The organism is Corynebacterium sp. 22-2729, from assembly GCF_053479475.1.
In genome coordinates this window covers 249,591-271,130 of the sequence record NZ_JBRBCA010000002.1, presented here as the reverse complement: position 1 = coordinate 271,130, position 21,540 = coordinate 249,591, and the positions used below count along the sequence as shown (strand labels likewise).

The window sequence follows — 21,540 nt, the reverse complement described above, 5'->3', positions numbered from 1 at the left end:
CGGACAGTCAGAGGTGGCACGCACGGGGCGCGGAGCCTGTCAGGATTTGAGTGTCGACTTGCTGGTCGGGTTGGCGCAGTCGCTGGTAGTGGGATTATGGTCGCCCGCCTTGCGTGTTAAACCCCACAGAATCAGACCGATGGTCTGGTTGTTCTGTGGCAGGGCGGCGTGCCCCGGCGGAATCAGAAGGTTACAGGCCTTTCCGATCTCCACGTTGGCCACGTCAGCGCCGTCGACAGACTTCAGCTGGGAGGTGCTGTTCGGGGTGGCGGTGGTATCAGCCGAGGAATACAGGTTGGTGTACTGCACGCGCTTGTCAGTATCCGGCTTCTCGTTCAGCCGGTTGATTACCTCCGAGCCGATCAGCTGCTGCACGCCGGCCTTGCCCGCCACGGATTCCGCGAGTTCTGGGTTGCGCTCGATGATCGGGCGCAGCATCTTATCCATGCCATTTAACGTGGTGCCGTGATATGTCGGAGCCACGCCGACCACGCGGTCGACTTTTTCTCCGCCGCCGTTTTCCGCGATGTACTTCTTCAGGTGAAGTCCGCCCTGAGAGTGCCCAACCAAATCGACCTTCTCTGCACCCGTGACAGACAAGATGTAGTCGATGGTTGATGCGATCTCCTTGGCGGAATCGTCGATATCCTCCGTGGCATAAAGACCAAGCAGATTCGGCTTGCTATCCTGACGCTTTCCATAGTTGAAAGCCCAGGTGCAAAAGCCCTGCTCCGTAAGAGCATTGGCGGCCTTCTGCCAGCGCGTGGAGTTATCCGACGTGCCGTGGATGAAAACGACAGGATTCGGATGTTCCGGCGAAGGCACGCACAGGGCATTGTTCACAGGGGTAGTTGCCACATGCTTACCTACGAGCCCATCTGGCACGGCGGCGTCATCACTAGGGGAGGCCAAAGCGGCAGGAGCGAGCGTGGCAGAGAAAAGAGAGGAAGTCAGGGTGAGAGCCAGTGCGGCGACACTGGCACGGGCGGCACTGCGAGTCCGCCCGACTGCGAGATACTTAGTTGTCATAGAAGAAACGATAGCCCAACTTCCACCGCTGGCCACCGTTACAACCCACGTGCACAGGTGTGCAATCACCCTGGTCGCGGGTCAATCCCCATTCCACCAGGCCAATTACGTGATCGTTTTCAGGTAGCGACGCATGCCCCGGGGGTAGTAACAATCCGCAGACCTCGCCGACCTCCGCCTCTGCAACATCGGCTCCGTCAACCGACTCCAGCTGGGACGTCGAATTCGGCGTGGCCGTAAGATCCTTCGAGGTGTAGATGTTCGTATAAGTAACGTTTGGGTGAGTATCTGGCAGTTCGTTGAGCTTGCGGATCAACTCCGAACGGTTCAGTTGCTGCACCGCAGCCTTACCCGCCACCAGATCCGCAAACTCCGGGTTGCGATCCACCAAATTCTGCAGGATCGAGGACATACCCGTCATCGTGGTGCCGTGATAGGTCGCGGCAATGCCCACCGCACGATGCACCTTCTCGTGTCCGCCATGTTCCGCAATGTACTTCTTAATGTGCAGCCCGCCCTGGGAATGTCCCACTAGATTCACTTTGCTGGCGCCTGTCACGTCCAGGATGTAATCGATTGTTTCCGCGATCTCTACGGCGGATTCGTCGATATCGTTCACAGCAAACACCCCAGGTATAGCGGGACGGCCGACTTCCGGCTTGCCGTAGTTAAAGGCCCACACAGAGTAGTCACGGGCTGCAAAGTACGTCGTGGCCTTCTGCCACCGGAAGGAATTATCCGTCGTACCGTGGATGAAAACCAGGGGATAGGGGTGCTCTTCCGAAAGCTCCTTCTGCGGGTTATTAGCCGGAGCGCCCAGGACGAAGCGCCCCTGCAGCGTGGCGGGAATGTCCGCGTCCGGCTCCAGCTGCGCGCGGGAGGCGGGGCGGGGCGTCAAGAAGGAAAAAGGAAGCATACCGCCCTAGCTTAAGGGCTAAGGGGGCTAAACATCTAGAGAGAATAAGCTCCGTGCTTCTCGTGGAACTTCGCGGCGGAGGCCAGAATTTCGTCGGCTCGGTCAGGGCGGGAGATGACCAGATCCGGCAGGTATGGAGACTCGCAGTTGTAACGAAGCGGTGTGCCATCCAAGCGGGAGGTGTGCAGACCAGCGGCCTGTGCAATGCCCACAGGAGCGGCGTTATCCCACTCGTATTGGCCGCCGGCGTGCACATAAGCGTCGTTATCTCCCAGGATTACGGAGACGGCCTTGGCACCGCAGGAACCCATGGTGACCAGCTCCATGCCCAAGTCTTCGGCGATGAACTCTGCAATGGCGGGAGTGGTGTTTTGGCTGATGACTAGACGGTTAGTGCGCTGCCCCCGAACGGCACGGACCTCGGCGCTGCTGAACACACGCCCCAGATCCGGCATACCTACGGCGGACTCGACGATCTCGCCGTTTTCTGCCAAGGCGATGTGCACGGCCCAGTCCTGGCGGCCTCCTGCATACTCGCGGGTGCCATCAAGCGGATCGATAATCCACACGCGGGAGTTGTCCAGGCGCGCGAGGTCATCTTCGGCCTCTTCCGACAACATCGCATCATTCGGACGGTGCTGGATGAGGGACCGGGCAATCCAGTCCTGTGCTAGTGCGTCGCCCGCTTTCCCGAGTTCGGTGCCGCGGAGCAGACCTACGTTTCTTACGCCTTTGAGGATTTCCCCGGTGCCCTGCGCGAGTCTCTGGGCCAGCGTCGCATCATTGAGTTCAGCCGTCATAGTTCTTACTTTAGCGGTCTGTTTAAATGGTCACATGGCTGTTGACCCGCTGGATTCCTTTTATGCCCCCGTTGCAGCGTGGTTCCGGGATGTATTCGCCGAGCCGACGGTCGTGCAAACCCAAGCCTGGAAGGCTATCTCTGCAGGTCAGAATGCGCTGGTTGTAGCGCCGACCGGTTCCGGCAAAACTCTAGCGGCTTTTCTCTGGTCACTGTCAAAGCTTTCTGGGGGATCTTTTTTTAATGACGCCCCTACGCCTGAAAAGTCCAGTCCCACCAAGGTGCTGTACATTTCCCCGCTGAAAGCCCTGGGCGTAGACGTCAGCCGAAACCTGGCTGCCCCTCTTGCTGGCATCGCTAGGGTGGCGGACGCGATGGGGGAAACCGTAGCGCCCGTACGGGTGGGAGTGCGCAGCGGAGATACCCCGCAGTCGGAACGTTCTAAGCTGCTGCGCAATCCACCGGAGATTTTGGTGACCACCCCCGAATCTCTGTACCTCATGCTGACAAGCAAGGCCGCGGCCACGCTGGCGAATGTGGACACCGTCATCGTCGACGAGGTGCATGCCGTGGCGGGAACGAAGCGCGGCACACATCTGGCTCTGTCATTGGAACGTTTAGAGATGTTGACGGGTCAGGCAGTTCAGCGCATCGGACTATCGGCGACGGTGAATCCCGTGGATAAGGCTGCTAGTTTCCTCGGCGGTGATCGACCGGTAACGGTGGTGAACCCAGAGCAGCCGAAATCGTGGGATGTGCAGGTAATCAGCGTGGTGGAGGATTTTCAAGATCCTCCGGCAGCGGAGGACATCGCGTTGGCGAAGTATGAGGTGGCGGACGAGGGGGCGTCAACAGAAGAGCCAGAAGAGGAACCAATAGGCCCCATAGATGAGGCACTGCTTGGCCCCAGCCTCATTGGCGAGGGCGTGGGTGGCAGCACACAGAATGGCTCGGGCGCACGGGTGGCCAGTGGCGTGGACAAAGAATCCGCGCTACCGCAGCAAAAGAGCGTATGGCCGCATGTGCAAAAGGCGATCTACCAGCAGGTGATGGAAAACCGCTCCACCCTCGTGTTCGTGAACTCCCGGCGCGCAGCAGAGCGGCTCACCGGGGCTCTCAACGAGGAGTGGGCGAAAGAACATGATCCCGATGCACTGGCGGCTTTAACACGGCGCGACCCAGCACAGTTGATGGCACAGTCCGGCGCAGTGCGAGGGATCAGCGGTGAAGGCGTGGCACGGGCACACCACGGTTCCGTGTCGAAGGAGGAACGCGCGGACATTGAGGCAGCGTTGAAGTCCGGTGAACTGCGCTGCGTGGTGGCGACGAGTTCCTTGGAACTCGGCATCGATATGGGATTGGTGGACCACGTGGTACAGGTTGGGGCGCCACCGTCAGTGGCTGCGGCAGTGCAGCGCTGTGGTCGCGCCGGGCACAACGTGGGAGCGACCAGCCACGCGACGATCTACCCATTGCACAAGCAGGACGCTGAGGCTGCGGTGGTGGTCGTCGACCGGCTACTCAAGGGAGAATTGGAGCCACTGCACGTGGTGCATAATGCGCTAGATGTGCTGGCGCAGCAGACCGTGGCTGCAAGTGTGCAGGCGAGTGCCGGAAAAGACGCGCTCGACGTGGAGGAGTGGTGGCGGGTGGTACGCCGCGCTCATCCCTATTCCACGCTGCCGCGGGAGGCCTTCGATGGGGTTGTCGAGATGCTCAGCGGGCGTTATCCCTCTACTGACTTCGCTGACCTAAAAGCCCGCGTGGTGTACGCCCCTGTGGCCGGCACCCTAGAAGCCCGTCCCGGCTCACAGCGCCTTGCGGTAACCAGCGGCGGCACCATCCCGGATCGCGGCATGTTCGGGGTTTTCCTGGCTGCCGGGGAGAACGACGGCGCGCGCCGGGTGGGCGAGCTGGACGAGGAAATGGTCTACGAATCTCGTGTGGGCGATGTGTTCACCCTGGGGGCGAGCAGTTGGCGGATTTTGGAAATTAACCGCAACCAGGTGATCGTTGCCCCCGCCGCCGGGCACACTGGTCGACTGCCATTTTGGGTGGGTGATGCCGCAGGCCGCCCGGTGGAGCTGGGCATGGCCATCGGTGAGAACCGCCGTACCTGGGGTTCTGACACTTTAGGGGATATACGTTCTGCCGATTTTGTGGACGCCCACACTCGCGCCAACCTCGATGCCTACTACCAGGAACAGAAGGAAACCGCTGGAATCATCCCGGATGAACGCACCGTGCTGATCGAGCGCTTCCGCGATGACATTGGTGATTGGCGCGTGGTGGTGCACACGCCGTTTGGTCGGGGAGTGAATGCACCTTGGGCGCTGGCGTTGGGTGCAGAGCTGAACCGCCGCACAGGTATCGACGCAATGGCAGTGGCAGGAGATGACGGCATGGTGCTGCGCCTGCCGTATTCCGAGGAACCTCCGGGAATGGAGCTTTTGCTCGGCGAACACGGCTTTGGCGGCTCCGAGCGGGCAGAGGCCACGCTATCGGATGTGGTGGAAGAAGTGGGATCCTCCGCCCTGTTTGCCGCACGTTTTCGCGAGTGTGCAGCTAGGGCTTTGCTGCTGCCGCGCCGAAACCCGGGCAAGCGCCAACCGTTGTGGCAGCAGCGCCAGCGTGCCGCCCAATTGTTGGATGTTGCCCGCGAGCATCCGGAGTTCCCCGTGATGGTGGAGACCATGCGGGAGTGTGTACACGACGTGTACAACCTGGATTTTTTGAAGACCTTGGTGGCGGGGCTAGGGCAGCGTGGTGTGCGTTTGGCGGAGGTCACAACCGAGGGGCCAAGTGCCTTTGCGGAGTCGCTGTTGTTCACCTATACCAGCGCCTTTATTTATGAGGGAGATTCTGCAGAACGGGCCGCAGCCCTGGCCGTGGATCCCGCGTTGCTTGCCAAAGTACTGGGCACCCGTGAGGAGGGCATGGCCCTAGACCCGGCTGCGGTACGGCGCGTGGTGAACGCCGCTCAGTGGCTGGCGGAGGGGCGCAAGGCTGGCAGCGTGGAACAGGCTGTGGATATGCTGCGTGCGCTCGGCCCGCTGAGCACCGATGGCGTGTGTGAGCGCCTTGAGCCGTGGGCGGGGACAGTGGAGGATAGCCTCAATCAACTGCTCGAATTGATTCCGACTCGCCTGATGGAGGTCAACTTCGGCGGGCAGGCCAAATTAGCTGCTGTCGAGGACATGGCGCTGCTGCGCGATGGGCTGGGAGTGCCAGTTCCACCGGGAGTTGCCATCGTCACTGAGCAGGTTGATCAGGTGGATAATGCCATTGACCAATTATTGCTGCGGTGGATGAAGAACCGCGGACCTACTACTGCCTCAGAGGCTGCAGCGGAGTTTGGCCTGGGACGCGCAACGGCCGATGCACTGCTTACGAAATGGACGCAAAATACTAGGGGAGCACAGCAGCGTCGCTTGAGCTCGGGGCGCTTTGTGTTTCTCGAGGACGCCACCGGTTCCGTCTCGCCAAGTGGCGCAGAGGCAGATGCCCAGTCCGAGATGCAATACGTGGACACAGGGATGCTGCGCCGTCTGCGTTCAGCGACTTTGGCCGCTGCCCGCGGAGCGTTGGAACCCGTAACTCAGCAGACCTATGCCCAGTTCCTGGCTGACTGGCATGGGTTGGGGCACATGCAGCGCGAGGAGCTCCTCAGCGTGCTCGAACAACTTGCCGGGGTGCCAATTCCCGCCAGTGCATGGGAAACGCTGGTGCTTCCAGCTCGCATTCCGGACTATCAGCCGGGGGATTTAGATGAGCTGCTCAGCACCGGGGAGGTTCTCACTACTGGTGCCGGACAGGCCGGAGCCAAGGATGCCTGGGTGAGTTTTATGCCCACTGGCATGGCCGAGTACCTGCTGGGAGGTGATGCAGGGCTGGAACGCGGCGTCGAAAAGAAGGAAGGGACATCCCTCGGCATGGTGGCCACGCAGATCCTCGAGCATCTGCAACGAGGTGGTGCGTTTCTGGCAGCTGAGTTGCAGTCGGCGACGGGAGCGGGACATGCGGAAGTGGACGCGGCGCTGTGGGAACTCTTCGATGCTGGGCTGGTTACTCCCGATAGTTTCGCGGCTCTGAGAGCACGGTTGGTGGAAGCAGGGACCACCGGTAAACAAGCTCATCGCGCACCGCGGAGAAACCAGGGGCGTGGCTCGGTGCGACGGGTACGGATGGGGCGCAGTGGTTTTGCGCGAGCAGCCCGACAGGCATTGAATGCGCACTCGTCCGTGCCAGGGCGTTGGTCGGCGGTATCGGGCGTTAGTCCAGTGAGTGCTATAGGTACTGCGGGTGCCGGTGGCGTAGAAAGGCCGGACGCTGCTGAAAAGGCTCTCGTGCTGTCCGAGGCTTGGATCGACCGCTATGCGGTGGTGACCCGCGGAGCCGTCGTTGCTGAAAAGGCCGCCGGTGGTTTTGCCGAGGCTTATCGAACTTTGAGCGCTTGGGAGGATTCCGGTGAAGTCCTTCGCGGCTATATCGTCGAAGGCCTGGGCGGTGCGCAGTTTGCCCCGCGCGATGTGATCTCCCAATTGCGGCGCGCGCAGGATGGGCGTGGTGGAGAGGCAATGAACAATTCGGAAGCCTCCGTTCCGCTGCTGCTGTCAGTTCTGGATCCGGCGAACCCCTACGGTTCCACGCTGCCGTGGCCACGTTCAAGCACTGTACAGCCAGGTAGTTCGAGCGCCGAGTTGATGGCTCCCACGCGTTCTGCTGGCGCCATGATTATCGTTGCGGCAGGTCGCGCCGAGGCGTATGTCTCTCGCGGAGGTAAAAACGTGGTGTTTTTTGCTCGGCTCGATTTTAATGACGCCACATCGGAGTCGCCGGCAATTCCCGCAGCGCAAATAGATCTGGTGGTTCGAGTCCTACGGGAAGCCGTCCGTGCTGGACGATTGAGTCCTGTGACCGTGGAGAAGGTCAATGGTTCCTCGGCGATGGACATTAATACGACGGATTGGGTAGCCGCTGGGGCGCGACTTACTCCGAAAGGATTGAGTATCCGTGCCTGAGGGTGATTCCGTTCTACAACTTTCCAACCGACTCCAATGGATGACCGGGCGGACGGTGCGGTACACGGATATTCGTGTACCGCGGTTTGCGACCGAGACTTTTGATGGGGATGAAGTGCACCGGGTCTGGCCCTATGGCAAACACCTATTTATGCACATTGGGGAGCGGGTGATCCACACCCACCTGAAGATGGAGGGGGTATGGGCGATTCACCGGGCGGGTGAACGCTGGCGTCGGCCTGGCTACAGTGCCCGCATTGTATTGCGCTTCAGCCCGCAGCATCCGGGAGGGGTAGAGATTGAGATCGTAGGGCACGATCTGGGATTTGTGCGGGTCTTTCCCTTTGCCGACTTCCCGCAGGTGGTGGAGCATTTGGGGCCGGACATTCTGGCGGATGAGTGGGAGACGGTGGGAAGGCATGAGGCAATCGAGCGGATTATGGCACGGCCCACGCGCTCCCTGGGGGCTGCTTTGCTGGATCAGAAGAATGTTGCAGGAATTGGCAACGAGTATCGCGCTGAGGTGATGTTCCTCGTGGGAATGCACCCGGAAGTGGAAGTCGGGAGAGTGGGAGAAGAAGGCGTCGCCAAGGCTATAGATATGGCGCGACGATTGATGTGGGACAACCGTCTTGAACCGCACCGGGTTTTTACTGGAGATCGCCGGCCAGGGTACAGCACGTGGGTGTTTGGGCGTGCAGGGAAAGCGTGCCGGAGGTGTGGGACGGCAATTTTGCAGGGGACGTTGGGCGGGCGCTGGGCTGGAGGAGATCCGGAACTGGATGCAGGCGAGCTGGAGCGCATCATTTGGTGGTGCCCAAACTGTCAAGGGCACTGAGGATTGAAGCTCCAGCAGGGGTAGTGAAGCGAGATACAATAACCCCATATTGGGGTAAAATGTAGCGCGCCCATTAAGGAAATGCCTGGTGAGAAGAGTTTACCTAAAGTTCACTAAAGTGGGGGTTATGGGGTGAATCGCAGGTTGATGGTTGAAATGTTTTGCTCGAAAAAGGGGTGAGGGTTCTTATATTTTGAGAATTGTTCGGCAGGGAACGGGGTGGGGCTACAGTTTGATCGAGTTTTATATGGTCGCGGCGAGAGGCTAATTGAAATCGAGTTCGAATTGGGTACATCAACAGTGAATGTCGTTTCGGGCGCGCCTGAGAGGCGTTTTAAGGGTTGGCTAAGTTTTCTACGGTTAACTAGAGGTTAACGCAAGATGACATTGGGATTGAATGTGGTGCACTGCGGTGCAAAATTGTCGAACAATGAGAAGCTTCGAGGGTCTAAAGTTGGATCTCGTCACTCAGAGCCTGAGCGGTGTGCGGTCCTCACGAATACCGAGCATCACCCAGGCGAGGGCACCCCTTAACCTGATTCGAACAAAGCCACCTGGGCGAAGACTCGCAAGACCCTTTGAAGTAGAGCGACGTGCACTATCGCAGCATCACCAATGCACTCGCTAACGCGGACCGGCTGTAGTCGGACCGCATTTTTCGACCAGTGGGCGTGCAAGAGGAGCACAAAACATGAAGAACCTGTGGAAGAACGGCGCAAGTGCTGCCGCTGCTGCTGTCATCGTTGCAGCTGCAGTCGCATCCCCGGCATCTGCCATCACCAAGGAAGAGCACTACCCGGAAACCCCGAAGCTGAACCCCACCCTGCCGATCGTCAACACCACCCACGGCAGCGACCACATCAAGGCCAACATCCTGAACCCGCACCCGGTCTGCAACTCCGGTGAGGATTACCGCACCGTCGTCTACAAGGTTGACGACAAGTTCACCCCGGCTGGCACCATCTCTGCTACCAACCAGTCCAAGAACACCATCCCGCTGACCCAGGAACTGTCCAAGACCCAGACCATCACCATCAGCATCAAGGGCGACCGCACCGAGACGGTCAGCGCAAACCTGGGCGGCGAGGCATCTGCCAAGAGCGGCAAGGGCAGCGTCGGAATTGCCTACGAGCTGGCTAAGAGCATCGGCGCTGAGGCTTCCTACTCCCTGAGCTGGAATGTTGGCCAGAAGATCGGCCCGTACGACGTTCCGGCCGGCCACACCGGCGAGGCTACTTACGGCTTCCGCACCATCAACATGACCGGTACCCAGCAGTTCTGCAAGGCGAACGGCACCTGGTCCACCCCGACCCCGTGGTCCGCTCTGACCCCGGTGAAGAACCAGGTCAACATGAAGCTGTACGGCAACCCGGCTGATTCCGCAGTTCCGGCTAAGCCGGAGGATGCGGAGAAGCCTTCCGAGAAGCCAGCTGACGACGCCAACAAGCCAGCTGAAGAGGCTAACAAGCCGGCCGAGAAGCCAGCTGACGACGCCAACAAGCCAGCTGACGACGCCAACAAGCCAGCCGATGACGCTGCCGCAAACAAGCCGGCCGACTCCGAGGCTGCTGACAAGCCTGCTGACGACGCAGCCGCAGAGGCTTAAAACCCCCTTCGCTAAAACTCCCGTGGCGTCGGAGCGCTTGAATACCTTCATCTCGCATCAACTCTCGCAACGCTTCGACCCGCACCTCTACAAAGTAAGGAACCCCCTCACATGAAGAAGAATGCAGCTTCCCTGACCCTCGCTGCCGCTATTGGTGTGACCACCGCCTTCGCAGGCGCTGGCAACGCTTTCGCAGAAGACGCCGTTGACCCTGGCTTCAACAACGACGTAGTAGCAACCGATGTCACTGCCGATGAGGCTGAGAAGCCCGCTGAAGCTCCAGCAGAAGAGGCTCCGGCCGCTGACGCTGAGAAGCCAGAAGCAGAGGCTGAGAAGCCAGAGGCAGAGGCTGAGAAGCCTGCCGAGAAGCCGGAAGCTGAGGCTCCGGCCGAGAAGTACGACCTGCAGCCTGAGATCCACGTTGCTGCTGGCAAGTCCGCAGGTTTCGCTGGCCTGGTTTCCATCTCCGCTAAGAACGTTGGCTCCGAGATCTACTACCAGGACTTCCCGGCTACCACCTTCCGCATCGACGTTCACACCGAAAAGGGACCAAAGGGTGTTGACCGCCTGATCACTCCGGGCTGGTTCAACGGTGCATACACTCGCGACCTGGGCTTCGACAAGGCCAAGTCTGTCCGCAGCTTCGAGGTCACCCTGTCCAACCCGGTCAACCCGGGTGAGTCCAAGCTGCTGGCTAACCTGAACTTCGGCGACGGCAAGACCAAGCTGGGCCGCCTGGTGAACTACATCACCGTCACGCAGACCGGTCGTCTGGAGGAGGACAAGTCCACCTCTAATGACCAGAACGTTGACTCCCGCGAAGTCACCACCACTGACGTGATGCACAAGCCCACCAAGGGTCTGTTCTAAGGACGTTTGATCCCCTGGTAGTGCAGCAACTTTAAAGGCTCCCCGCTTCGGCAGGGAGCCTTTGTCGCGCTTAAATCTTCTTGCGCTTAAACTTTTGGGCGCGACCTTCTCGCCCTGCTCGGCGAAAGGACAGTGCTTATCCTTGGCCAGGGTGCAGGGCAACCCAAATTGCATAAATCGCCAACCACGGAATCATAAGGGGGACAGCCAGGAGCATCGGCACTCCATTAAGGGATCCCGCGATGGGGTAGCAGATTTCGGTGCACCGCCTTGTTGGGAAGGCGAGGACTGCGAATCTCGGACAGTGGCGAACCCCCGCTTTTTGTGGGGAAAGAAATGCCTAGAGCATTTCAAGCAACGCTCCAAGCCACTCGGAAGCGGGGTTCGTATTAGATATCGACGCCCCAGGCCTCCGTGTTAGCAATTCTGTGTCTCCAATCACTCATCCCACTTGTTAGCGCTAGACCCGGTGCTGGCGGTAGTAAGCGATCAAATCGTCGGTGGAGGAGTCGCCGGCGTCACTGCGCTCCGCGCCAGTAACCGCAGGAAGCAGTGCGTTTGCCTGCTTCTTGCCGAGCTCTACACCCCACTGATCGAAGCTGTTGATGCCCCAGATCACGCCCTGGACGAAAACGATGTGCTCGTACAGTGCAATCAGTGCACCCAGTGCCTTCGGGGTCAGCTTGTTAGCCAGAATGGTGGTGGTCGGGCGGTTGCCGGGCATCACCTTGTGCGGGATGAGCTCAGGAGCCACACCTTCTTCCTCCAGCTCTTCTGCGTTCTTGCCGAAGGCCAGTACACGAGTCTGGGCGAAGAAATTGGACATCAACATGTCATGCATGCTGGTGGTTCCGTCGGCGGCCACTGCATCGTCGTGCGGGTTGATAAAGCCGATGAAGTCCGCCGGAACCAGGTGTGTGCCCTGATGCAGCAGCTGGAAGAAGGCGTGCTGGCCGTTGGTGCCGGGCTCACCCCAATAGATCTCGCCTGAGGGGATCTCCACCGGCGTGCCATCCAGCTGCACGGACTTGCCATTGGACTCCATCGTCAGCTGCTGAAGGTACGCGGGGAAGCGCGCCATGTCTTCGGAGTACGGCAGCACGGCATGCGATTGTGCTCCCAGGAAGTCCGTGTACCACACGCCGAGCATGCCCATCAGTACCGGAATGTTCATCTCCAACGGCTCGGTGCGGAAGTGGTCATCTACCTCGTGGAAACCCTCCAAGAACCGCATGAAGTCCTGTGGGCCAATGGCTGCCATCAGCGACAGGCCAATCGCGGAGTCCACGGAGTAGCGGCCGCCTACCCAGTCCCAGAACTCAAACATGTTCTTCGTGTCGATGCCGAAATCTTGAACCTTCTCTGCAGCGGTGGATACGGCCACGAAGTGCTTGGCAGTGATGTCGCGGATGGCGTCATCTCCCTCGACCTCAACCCCAGCATCGGAGAGGGTTTGCAGCAGCCAACGGCGCGCGGCGTGGGCGTTGGCCAGTGTCTCGGACGTGGTGAAGGTCTTGGAGGCAATGACGAACAGCGTGGATTCTGCATCGAGTCCGTCGAGGGTGCCGGCCACGTCCGCAGGGTCAATATTGGAGATGAAGTGTGGCGTAATTCCCGCCGTCATGTACGGGCGCAACGCCTGTGCAGCCATTGCCGGGCCCAAATCGGAGCCGCCGATGCCGATGTTGACCACATGCTTGATGGTGTGGCCGGTGACACCTTGCCACGAGCCAGAGCGCAGTGCCTTTGCGAAATCGCGCATACGGCCCAGCACGGCGTGTACATCGGCGGCTACGTCTTGTGTCTCGCCTGTTTCGGAATCAACCGGAATACTAAACTCCCGATCCACGGGAATGCGCAGCGCGGTGTGCAGTACAGCGCGGTCCTCGGTGCTATTGATGTGTTCGCCATCGAACATGGCGCTGCGGTGATCTTCCAGGCCACGCGCGCGAGCCAGGTCTAGCAGTAGTCGCAGACCACGCTCATCGATGAGGTTCTTAGACAGGTCCACATGCAGCGGGCCAACGTTATAGGTCATGTCACTGGAGCGCCCCGGCTGCTCGGTGAAAAGCTCCCGCAGTTGGGTGCCGCGTGTTGCGTCGGCGTATTCGGTGAGCTTCTTCCACTCCCGAGTCTTATGTGCGGATTCGCGTTGTTGTGGCATGGGCACTGCCGGGCTCCTTTCATCACTGCAAATGTCACTTTCCACGGTAGTGGAAATGCCGCGGGTGCGTGGTGGTCTGCGTAGTGGGCGCTGAAGGCGCGTAAATGTGGCTGGAGCTGAAGGCGCGTAAATGTAGTCGGCGCGGAAGGCGCGTATATGTGGAGGCATGACTTCTTTCACCATTCCATCTGATTTCAGCACTACTTTGAGCGCAGCCGGGCAAACCTTCGAGGTGCCTACGGGGTTGTTCTTGGGTGGAGCCTGGCGCTCTGGATCCGAAGGGGAAACTTTTTCTGTTCTTGACGCCGCCACGGGGAAGCCTTTCGCGGAAGTCGCGGCGGCAACAGAGGATGATGCGCGAGAGGCCATGGAAAAGGCTGTGGAGGTGCAAGCAGAGTGGGGTGAAACTGCTCCTCGGGAGCGTTCCGAGATCTTGCGACGGCTGTTCGATCTGGTAAACGAGCACGCTGAACAATTGGCGGCTTTGCAGTCTCTGGAGCTGGGACGTGCGCTACCGGATTCGAAGGGCGAGGTGACTTACGCGGCTGAGTATCTGCGGTGGTTCAGTGAGCGAACCGCGGCTATTAGTGGCGAGTATCGGGTTGCGCCCGCGGGCAATGGACGCATCGTGACTACACACCGCCCGGTGGGGCCGGTATTGGCTATTACTCCATGGAACTTCCCGCTGGCGATGGTTACCCGCAAGCTTGCTCCTGCGTTGGCCGCGGGATGCACCGTGATTGCCAAGCCGGCTCAGCTCACGCCATTGACCATGCTGTATTTCGCGGAGCTGGGCCGAATTGCGGGTATTCCAGATGGGGTGTTCCAGGTCCTGCCGACGTCTTCAGCTCGTCGCGTTTCCGCGTTGCTGGACGATGATCGCCTGCGCAAGCTGACGTTCACCGGCTCCACTGAGGTGGGGCAAACTCTGGCGGCCACCGCAGCGAAGAAGACGATCCGCACATCCCTGGAGCTGGGTGGCAACGCGCCTTTCGTCGTTTTGGAGCATGCAAATGTGAACAAAGCGGTGGAGCAGGCTATCGCGGCCAAAATGCGTGGGGCGGGGCAGGTGTGCGTGGCTGCTAACCGTTTCATCGTCCACGAGTCTTTGGCTGACGAGTTTGAATCCGGGTTGGTTCAGAAGATGAGCGAGTTCGTCATGGGGCCGGGTACTGATTCGAAGACCACGATGGGGCCGCTCGTAAGCGAAGAACAGCGGGATGGCGTGCGCGACCTGGTTGCGAAGGCCGTTGAGGAGGGTGCGAATGTGGCTCTCGGCGGCAATGAGGCATTGGAGAAGCTGGGGGAGACGCACCCTGATCTGGATCCGAATGGTTTCTGGTACCCCGCCACGGTGCTTACGGGTGTGACGCCCAAGTTTGAGATTGCTAACCAGGAAATCTTTGGCCCCGTTGCTGCTGTGCAGCGGGTCTCCAGTGATGATGAGGCACAAAAGATCGCCAACGATACGGTCTTTGGACTGGCGGGTTATGTCATGGGTGAGGATATGAAAAAGACGCTGCGCTTTGCCGAGCGAATGGAAGCCGGCATGGTGGGCGTGAACCGGGGAGCCCTGTCGGATGCTTCTGCGCCCTTCGGTGGCGTGAAGCAGTCCGGTCTGGGGCGCGAAGGTGGGTTTGAGGGTATCGAGGAGTACCTGGAGACCGTGTACCTGGCACTCGACGTGTAGAGATCTAGAGAGGTCTAGGACAGCGCTTGAAGAGTGGCCTCGTGCAGCAGGCCGTTCGTCGCGACGGCGGATCCGCCGTGCGGACCGTCCTCGCCATTGAGGGCAGTGAATCGCCCGCCCGCTTCCGTAACGATCGGCACTAGTGCGGCCAGATCCCAGAGGCTCACCTCCGGCTCCGCCGCGATATCCACCGCTCCTTCGGCGACCAGCATGTAGGACCAGAAGTCACCGTAGCCGCGGAGGCGCCACGCGGAATCCGTGAGGCTGATCAGCTGTTCGCGCTTGCCACATTGTGCCCACCCGGACAGTGAAGAAATGGCGATCGAGGAATCCTCGACCTGGCCGATTTTCGATACTTCAAGTTGTCGCGCGCCCGCCGAGGGGATTCCGCCCTCAGTGGTACCAGCCTCGATGCTTGCGCTGGCTGGAGTATTGAAAAGTCTCCACGCCCCAGCGCCTTCGGCTGCCCACCAACGCCGACCCAATGCAGGAGCGGAGACCACGCCCACGACGGGCTTGCCATCCACGAGCAGACTGATCAGCGTGGCCCATACGGGTACCCCGCGGACGAAGTTCTTGGTGCCGTCGATGGGGTCGATGACCCATTGCCGACCAGCGAAGGTGACGTCGCCGCCGAACTCTTCACCCAGCAGGGCGTCATCGGGGTGGTGGGCGGCGATGATAGAGCGCAGCTCCTTCTCCACGGCGGTGTCGGCATCGCTGACAGGGGTGAGATCCGGCTTAGACTCAACGCTGAGATCGTTGGCCTCGAAGCGCGCCATGGTGATCGCATCGGCTGCGTCGGCAAGCGAAAGCGCCAGGGTTAGGTCATCTGCATATGTGGAAACCGCGTCCGTCATGCAACACATGATAACCCTGTGGCGCGCGTAAGGCTATGGGGAAGATGTGACTGGTGTGAATAAGGGGTAGGGGCTACGCCTCACGCAGAGCTGTGGCAGCCTGCTCCACCGCGTCCGGCGCCCCGGCAATAAACCAGGTTGTGCCGTCTTTCTCTTCCTTCTTTGTGACGCCCCCAGCGCCCTCCACCAAAGCACGCCCCGGCAACCAATCCCAGCTGGCCACGCTGTGCTGCATCCAGCAGCCGAGCTCGCCTCCGGCGACGCAGGCCAAGTCAATGGACGCAGACCCCAGCATCCGCACCGTGGCAAACTGCGTGGCCACAGCGGACCAACTGCGTAGTCGGGTACTGTCCGCAATATCGGTGGGGTGTAGGTAGCCACCGAGGCAAGTCAGCTCCGCGGAGGTATTCGACAGACTGATGCTAGTGGCGTCACGAGTCGTAGGAATATCAGGACCGCCGAACCACGTATAGCCCATCGCCGGACGGTGAACGGCGCCGAACAACAGGGCATTCGGTTTATCCGGGTCACCCTCCACCAAAGCTAGGGCGGAACACCAATAATCGGAGCCAGTAGTGAAGTTGTACGTTCCATCGACCGGGTCGATAACCCACGTGCGACCCGACTTCGACTCCACTCGCGTGCCCTCTTCGCCCAAGAGCCCATCCTCAGGGCGGATCGCACGCAGGGCGTCGGCAATGAACTTCTCCGCAGCCCGATCGGCCGCGGTGACGACATCGCTGACAGATGTCTTGTGCTCTGTATCCACTCCCGTCTGACGCATGCGCCACGCAAGTCGACCTGCGTTGTAGACCAGCGCCTGAGCCAGATGATGATCGGAATCGTCGACATGCGCCACGATGAACGTCTTAATGATCGCGTTCAGCATGTCCTCGGGGATAGGGGATGAAGAATCAGAACCGTTAGTAGCCATGCATTCCATTGTGCATGCCGCGGGGTAGACTTGCGCATTATGCAACCGGAAGTTTCTGCAGACTTAAGCGACCTGGACGGCACCCTGACCACCATCGAGAAGGTGCTGGATCTCGACGAGCTGGGCGACCGCGCCCGCGAACTGGAGGATAAGTCCGCCGACCCCTCGCTGTGGGATGATCCGGACTACGCACAGCAGGTAACCTCCGAGCTTTCTCGTGTGCAGGCGAAGCTGAAGAAGGTGACGGGGCTACGCCAGCGTCTGGACGATCTGCCCGTGCTCTACGACATGGCCGACGAAGAGGCCGGGGATGACCCGGAGGCAGCCAAGGAAGCCGTGCAGCTAGCCGATGCAGAGCGGACAGAACTGCGTCAGGAGATTGAATCTCTTGAGGTGACGACCATGCTGTCTGGGGAGTATGACGAGCGCGAAGCCGTGGTAAATATTCGCAGTGCCGCCGGTGGCGTGGATGCTGCCGACTGGGCAGAGATGCTTTTGCGCATGTACACCCGCTGGGCGGAAAAGGCAGGGCACAAGGTCGAGGTCTACGACATTTCCTATGCCGAGGAGGCCGGCATTAAATCCGCCACCATTGTCATCCATGGCGAATATATGTACGGCACCCTTTCCGTGGAACAGGGCACCCACCGCCTGGTGCGCATTTCCCCATTCGACAACCAAGGCCGTCGTCAAACGTCCTTTGCCGAGGTAGAGGTGTTGCCCGTCGTGGAGCAGACCGACCACATCGACATTGATGAAAACGACGTGCGCGTGGACGTCTATCGGTCCTCTGGCCCGGGTGGGCAATCGGTGAACACCACCGACTCGGCAGTACGCCTGACCCACGTGCCCACCGGCATCGTGGTGACATGCCAAAACGAGAAATCGCAGATCCAGAACAAGGCCTCCGCCATGCGAGTGCTACAGGCGAAGCTGCTGGAGCGGAAGCGTCAAGAAGAACAAGCCGAAATGGATGCGCTCAAGGGCGACGGCTCGAACTCCTGGGGTAACCAGATGCGCAACTATGTGCTGCACCCGTACCAGATGGTTAAGGATCTGCGGACGAACGTCGAGGTTAACGATCCGAGCAAGGTGCTAGACGGTGACCTCGACGGCTTCCTTGAGGCAGGCATCCGCTGGCGCATGGCGCAGCAGCAGGAGGCCTAAGCCTCAGCCTTTTAAGGGGTGAGGCCGTGGATGTAGCCGAAGCGGTGCTCCGTAGTGGAGATTGCCTGCTCGAGGAGCAGCGGTAGCAGCTCGCGGCGACCATCGGGCAACACATCCTGATCCAGGATCACGGAGCCGGACTTCGCAGCGGCCTCGTAGAACTCCTCCGGGCTATTGCCCAGGGCGCGGACGCGCACAGACTGAGCGATGGCGATCTCCTCGGCGAAGTCCCGGTCAGAAGAGGTACGCATCTGCTCGCCCAGCTCACCCCACTCGCGGGCAACCTCCGGGTTGGCGGAAATATCCAACTCTGTACCCGTGGCGGCGGAAGCCAGCTTCAGGCGCAGCAGATCGCGAGGATTCGCACCCTCGGACACGCGCACGCGCAGCGGTTCGAGCAGCGGCTTATAGCGGAACACATTGGATTCCACCACCAGTGCCGTTTTATCGTGCTCGACGCCGAACTCGGTGGACATTGCGTAGGCGTCCGACTCCGCGGCGCGGCGCAGCCACACGTGATCGTCCTTTGACAGGGCAGGGGAGCCCAGTCCACGGATCTCGCGGAGCAGCTGTGTGATGTGCGTCGGAAGGGTGCCGGCAGCCAGCTCGCTGATATCCCCTTCGGTCCACACGCCCTGCTGGGCAACGTAATTCGGTCCGCCGGCCTTCGCGCCACTGCCCAAGGAGGAGTTCTTCCAGCCGCCGAAGGACTGACGCTGCACAATGGCGCCCGTGATGCCGCGCTCCACGTATGCGTTGCCGACCTCCACGCGCTCGCGCCAGTAGGCAGTTTCCTCCACGTCGATGGTGTGAATGCCGCCGGTGAGGCCGAAGCCAGTGGAGTTCTGCCACTCGATGGCCTCGTCCAGGGTCTCGGCGTGCATAATGCCCGCCACCGGGCCGAAGCACTCGTGGGTGTGGAACCAGCTGCCGGGCTTCACATTATCGCGCAGACCCGGGGACCACAGGGTGCCTTCGTCGTTTAGCTTGCGGGGCTTAACCAGCCACTTCTCGCCCTTTTCCAATTCGGTCAGGCCGCGCAGTAGCTTGTCTCCCGGAGCTTCGATCACTCCATTCATGTACGTGGAGATGTCGGATCCCGGGCCCACCTTCATGGAACGCACCGCATCAACCAGCTGGTTGATAAAGCGCTTGGACTTGCCGATCGAACCGACCGTAATGATCAGTGAGGCAGCGGAGCACTTCTGACCAGCGTGGCCATAAGCGGACTTGAAGATGTCCGCGACCGCCAGATCCGGGTCCGCGGCAGGTGTGACGATGATTGCATTCTTACCGGATGTCTCCGCGTTAATGACCATGCGCGGTTTCCAGCTACGGAACAGCTTCGCGGTCTCGGAAGCGCCAGTGAGGATTACGGACTCTACATCCGGGTGGCTGACCAAGCGCTTGCCGGCCTCGGCCTCGTCTGCGTTGACCAGCTGTACCAGATCCTCGCTAATTCCAGCCTCGCGCAGGATACCCATGAATACCTCTGCGATACGAAGGACCTGCGGGGCGGGCTTGATGATCACACAAGCGCCAGCTGCCAGTGCGGCAAACACGCCGCCCAGCGGGATCGCAATCGGGAAGTTCCACGGTGGGGTGACAACCACCGACTTGTAGGGAGTAAACACGGAGCCGCGGACGTGATCCAGCTGGCGGGCGCTCTCAGCGTAGTAGCGGGCAAAGTCGATAGCCTCGGAGACCTCGGGATCGGTCTCTGCGACGGTCTTGCCGGCCTCGAACACCGCCGCGGAGATCAGCTTTGAACGGTTGTTGGCCAGTGCATCTGCTGCACGGTCCAGGAGCTCTGCACGCTCCGCGCCGGTCTTCTTAGACCACTGCTCGGAGGCCTCGCGGCAACGCGCGACGGCGGCGTCAATAACTGCAGGATCCGTAACCTGCGGAGTCTGGGCAGGGCCTGGATCGTTAGCAGGATCGACGATCTGCAGAGCCCACTCGCGGTTTGCGGGAAGAGTCGGGTCGGTATCGGGTTCGTTGACGAAGTTGCCCGGCAGGCCTGCGGACTGGGTGCCCTTCTTCTCGGCCTCTTCCTCCAAACGGTTTTGGGTACGACGCGAACCGGCGAAGGTATCCCAGCGATCGCGGACGGAGTTACGGAAGCGCAGCTCCTGGCCCTGCATCGGGGTCATGCCGGTGACGTCCGTCTCGTCATCCTCCGGGGTAAACAGTGCATAGAGGAAGTTCTGCTTCGCACCATTTTCCTCCAGGCGGCGCACCAGGTAGCTGATGGCAACGTCGAAGTCTTCCTTCTTTACCACCGGGGTGTAGAGGATCATATTGCCGACAACATCGCGCACGGCCTCGGACTGTGCAGGGGACATGCCCTGCAGCATTTCCACATCCAGCTGGTGCTCGACGTTTCGGGCAACAGAGAGCTCGTGAGCCAGTGCCAGGTGGTACAAGTTGTGCGAGGCCACGCCAACGCGCAGGTTTTCTGCGTGTTCGGGCTGCAGGATCCAGTCCAGCAGGCGCACATAGTTTGCGTCGACTTCCGCCTTGGTGAGGAAAGGAGCCTGCGGCCAGTCGTGGATCTCAGAATCCACGCGCTCCATGGAAAGGTTCGCGCCCTTCACCAGGCGCACCTTGATCTTCGCTCCACCCTTGGCGCGACGCTGCGCGGCGAACTCCGCCAGTTCCTGGAGAGCATCGAAGGTATCAGGCAGGTACGCCTGCAGCACGATGCCCGCTTCCATGTCGCGGAACTCTTCTTCGTCGAGCAGCTCGGTGAATAGCTTGATGGTCAGGTGGAGGTCCTTGTATTCCTCCATGTCCAGGTTGATAAAGGGGTGCGGGTTGCGCTTCATCGCCTGGCGATAAAGCGGGCGTAGGCGATCCTTGAGGCGCTCGATGGAACCCTCGAAATCCCAGTGGTTGAGTTGGCTGACCACAGAGGACGCCTTAACGGAGACATAATCGACCCGCGGATTCTTCAGCAGGTCGATGGTGTTATCGAGACGGCGCTGAGCCTCGGCCTCGCCCAGCACGGCTTCACCCAGCAGGTTGAGATTGAGTTGGAAGCCCCTGTCGCGGTAGTCATCCAGCATCCGGTCCAGGGCTTTGGATTCCGCGTCGAGCACCAGGTGACCGACAGTGGTGCGCAGGTAGGTACGCGCAATGGGCATCACGATATTCGGCAGTAGTGGTGCGGCAATGGAGCCAGCAGTGACCAGTATCGAATCGACCAGGCTCATGAAGCCCGGCACTGGCTCGGTGCGCTTGAAGGGATTCGCGATCTTGGCGAACTCCTTGGCCGAAACAGCATTGTCCTCTGGTCGGGCTACACGGTCGACGAAGGCAAAGGTGAACTCCACGCCATCGGGGTCGTGCACCATGTCCGCTAGCTGTTTGGTGGATGCCGAGGTTTCCTCAATCTCGAGCCATTGCTCGGCGCGGTGGATTGCCTTGGTGACCACCGCTTCGACATCGGAACTATTGGGTAAAGGGGTGTTAGCCTGGCTGCTCAACATCGACCTCAATTCTTAAGTCGTTGGCCAGGGCATCATGTATGAGCCTTGGCCAAGCTATGTGCACGGGTACGTTTTCCACCCTAATAAGGCGGGGTAAAACGGGCTACCGTGGGGTCGACTATGTGTGTTGCGGGGTTAATTCAGGCAGGAACGCC

Annotated in this window: 13 protein-coding genes; 6 read left to right on the top strand and 7 right to left on the bottom strand. The window is 60.3% G+C overall.

Annotation, left to right across the window (positions count from 1 at the left end; genetic code table 11):
- Nucleotides 1-39 precede the first annotated feature (39 nt).
- The 3 genes from ACUY2T_RS02680 to ACUY2T_RS02670 are packed head-to-tail and all read right to left on the bottom strand — an operon-like array spanning nt 40 to nt 2,745.
- Nucleotides 40-1,029 carry a lipase family alpha/beta hydrolase gene (locus ACUY2T_RS02680; protein WP_448307466.1) on the bottom strand — a complete coding sequence of 330 codons (990 nt, stop codon included), beginning with the start codon at nt 1,027-1,029 and terminating at the stop codon, nt 40-42.
- Complete coding sequence (locus ACUY2T_RS02675; protein WP_034981152.1) at nt 1,019-1,945, bottom strand: alpha/beta fold hydrolase; 927 nt, start codon at nt 1,943-1,945, stop codon at nt 1,019-1,021. The genes ACUY2T_RS02680 and ACUY2T_RS02675 overlap by 11 nt, the downstream gene beginning before the upstream one ends.
- Nucleotides 1,946-1,980: 35 nt before the next feature.
- Nucleotides 1,981-2,745, bottom strand: coding sequence for a 3'(2'),5'-bisphosphate nucleotidase CysQ (locus tag ACUY2T_RS02670; protein WP_034981149.1), 765 nt, complete (start codon nt 2,743-2,745; stop codon nt 1,981-1,983).
- A gap of 34 nt (nt 2,746-2,779) precedes the next feature.
- On the opposite strand from ACUY2T_RS02670, the gene ACUY2T_RS02665 reads away from it, so the two are divergent.
- From ACUY2T_RS02665 to ACUY2T_RS02650, 4 genes are all read left to right on the top strand, one after another.
- Nucleotides 2,780-7,765: a DEAD/DEAH box helicase gene (locus ACUY2T_RS02665; RefSeq protein WP_448307465.1), complete on the top strand. Its 4,986-nt coding sequence runs from the start codon at nt 2,780-2,782 to the stop codon at nt 7,763-7,765.
- On the top strand, nt 7,758-8,603 hold the full coding sequence (locus ACUY2T_RS02660; RefSeq protein WP_448307464.1) for a DNA-formamidopyrimidine glycosylase family protein: 846 nt from the start codon (nt 7,758-7,760) through the stop codon (nt 8,601-8,603). The genes ACUY2T_RS02665 and ACUY2T_RS02660 overlap by 8 nt, the downstream gene beginning before the upstream one ends.
- A gap of 691 nt (nt 8,604-9,294) precedes the next feature.
- Nucleotides 9,295-10,209 carry a hypothetical protein gene (locus ACUY2T_RS02655; RefSeq protein WP_448307463.1) on the top strand — a complete coding sequence of 305 codons (915 nt, stop codon included), beginning with the start codon at nt 9,295-9,297 and terminating at the stop codon, nt 10,207-10,209.
- 111 nt (nt 10,210-10,320) lie between these two features.
- On the top strand, nt 10,321-11,079 hold the full coding sequence (locus ACUY2T_RS02650) for a neuraminidase (protein ID WP_293791929.1): 759 nt from the start codon (nt 10,321-10,323) through the stop codon (nt 11,077-11,079).
- 460 nt (nt 11,080-11,539) lie between these two features.
- On the opposite strand, the gene pgi is transcribed toward ACUY2T_RS02650, so the two are convergent.
- Nucleotides 11,540-13,243, bottom strand: a complete 1,704-nt coding sequence (gene pgi / locus ACUY2T_RS02645) for a glucose-6-phosphate isomerase (protein WP_448307461.1) — start codon at nt 13,241-13,243, stop codon at nt 11,540-11,542.
- A 166-nt stretch (nt 13,244-13,409) separates the two neighbouring features.
- Here pgi and ACUY2T_RS02640 point away from each other — a divergent pair, with 166 nt between their 5' ends.
- Complete coding sequence (locus tag ACUY2T_RS02640; RefSeq protein ID WP_448307459.1) at nt 13,410-14,933, top strand: NAD-dependent succinate-semialdehyde dehydrogenase; 1,524 nt, start codon at nt 13,410-13,412, stop codon at nt 14,931-14,933.
- Between the two features lie 14 nt (nt 14,934-14,947).
- On the opposite strand, the gene hisN is transcribed toward ACUY2T_RS02640, so the two are convergent.
- Nucleotides 14,948-15,793, bottom strand: coding sequence for a histidinol-phosphatase (gene hisN / locus ACUY2T_RS02635; protein WP_448307457.1), 846 nt, complete (start codon nt 15,791-15,793; stop codon nt 14,948-14,950).
- A 73-nt stretch (nt 15,794-15,866) separates the two neighbouring features.
- Nucleotides 15,867-16,736: an inositol monophosphatase family protein gene (locus tag ACUY2T_RS02630; protein WP_448307481.1), complete on the bottom strand. Its 870-nt coding sequence runs from the start codon at nt 16,734-16,736 to the stop codon at nt 15,867-15,869.
- A 30-nt stretch (nt 16,737-16,766) separates the two neighbouring features.
- Between ACUY2T_RS02630 and prfB the strand changes: the two genes are divergently transcribed.
- Entirely contained in the window at nt 16,767-17,894 is a 1,128-nt protein-coding gene (prfB, locus tag ACUY2T_RS02625) for a peptide chain release factor 2 (protein WP_293791925.1), read from the top strand.
- An 11-nt stretch (nt 17,895-17,905) separates the two neighbouring features.
- On the opposite strand, the gene ACUY2T_RS02620 is transcribed toward prfB, so the two are convergent.
- Nucleotides 17,906-21,385: a bifunctional proline dehydrogenase/L-glutamate gamma-semialdehyde dehydrogenase gene (locus tag ACUY2T_RS02620; protein ID WP_448307454.1), complete on the bottom strand. Its 3,480-nt coding sequence runs from the start codon at nt 21,383-21,385 to the stop codon at nt 17,906-17,908.
- Nucleotides 21,386-21,540 lie beyond the last annotated feature (155 nt).

Coding starts and splice junctions, on each gene's coding strand:
- ACUY2T_RS02620 (WP_448307454.1), bottom strand. CDS start 21,385: ATGTTGAGCAGCCAGGCTAACACCCCTTTACCCAATAGTTCCGATGTC.
- pgi (WP_448307461.1), bottom strand. CDS start 13,243: ATGCCACAACAACGCGAATCCGCACATAAGACTCGGGAGTGGAAGAAG.
- ACUY2T_RS02630 (WP_448307481.1), bottom strand. CDS start 16,736: ATGGAATGCATGGCTACTAACGGTTCTGATTCTTCATCCCCTATCCCC.
- hisN (WP_448307457.1), bottom strand. CDS start 15,793: ATGACGGACGCGGTTTCCACATATGCAGATGACCTAACCCTGGCGCTT.
- ACUY2T_RS02650 (WP_293791929.1), top strand. CDS start 10,321: ATGAAGAAGAATGCAGCTTCCCTGACCCTCGCTGCCGCTATTGGTGTG.
- ACUY2T_RS02665 (WP_448307465.1), top strand. CDS start 2,780: ATGGCTGTTGACCCGCTGGATTCCTTTTATGCCCCCGTTGCAGCGTGG.
- ACUY2T_RS02670 (WP_034981149.1), bottom strand. CDS start 2,745: ATGACGGCTGAACTCAATGATGCGACGCTGGCCCAGAGACTCGCGCAG.
- ACUY2T_RS02640 (WP_448307459.1), top strand. CDS start 13,410: ATGACTTCTTTCACCATTCCATCTGATTTCAGCACTACTTTGAGCGCA.
- ACUY2T_RS02655 (WP_448307463.1), top strand. CDS start 9,295: ATGAAGAACCTGTGGAAGAACGGCGCAAGTGCTGCCGCTGCTGCTGTC.
- ACUY2T_RS02675 (WP_034981152.1), bottom strand. CDS start 1,945: ATGCTTCCTTTTTCCTTCTTGACGCCCCGCCCCGCCTCCCGCGCGCAG.
- ACUY2T_RS02680 (WP_448307466.1), bottom strand. CDS start 1,029: ATGACAACTAAGTATCTCGCAGTCGGGCGGACTCGCAGTGCCGCCCGT.
- prfB (WP_293791925.1), top strand. CDS start 16,767: ATGCAACCGGAAGTTTCTGCAGACTTAAGCGACCTGGACGGCACCCTG.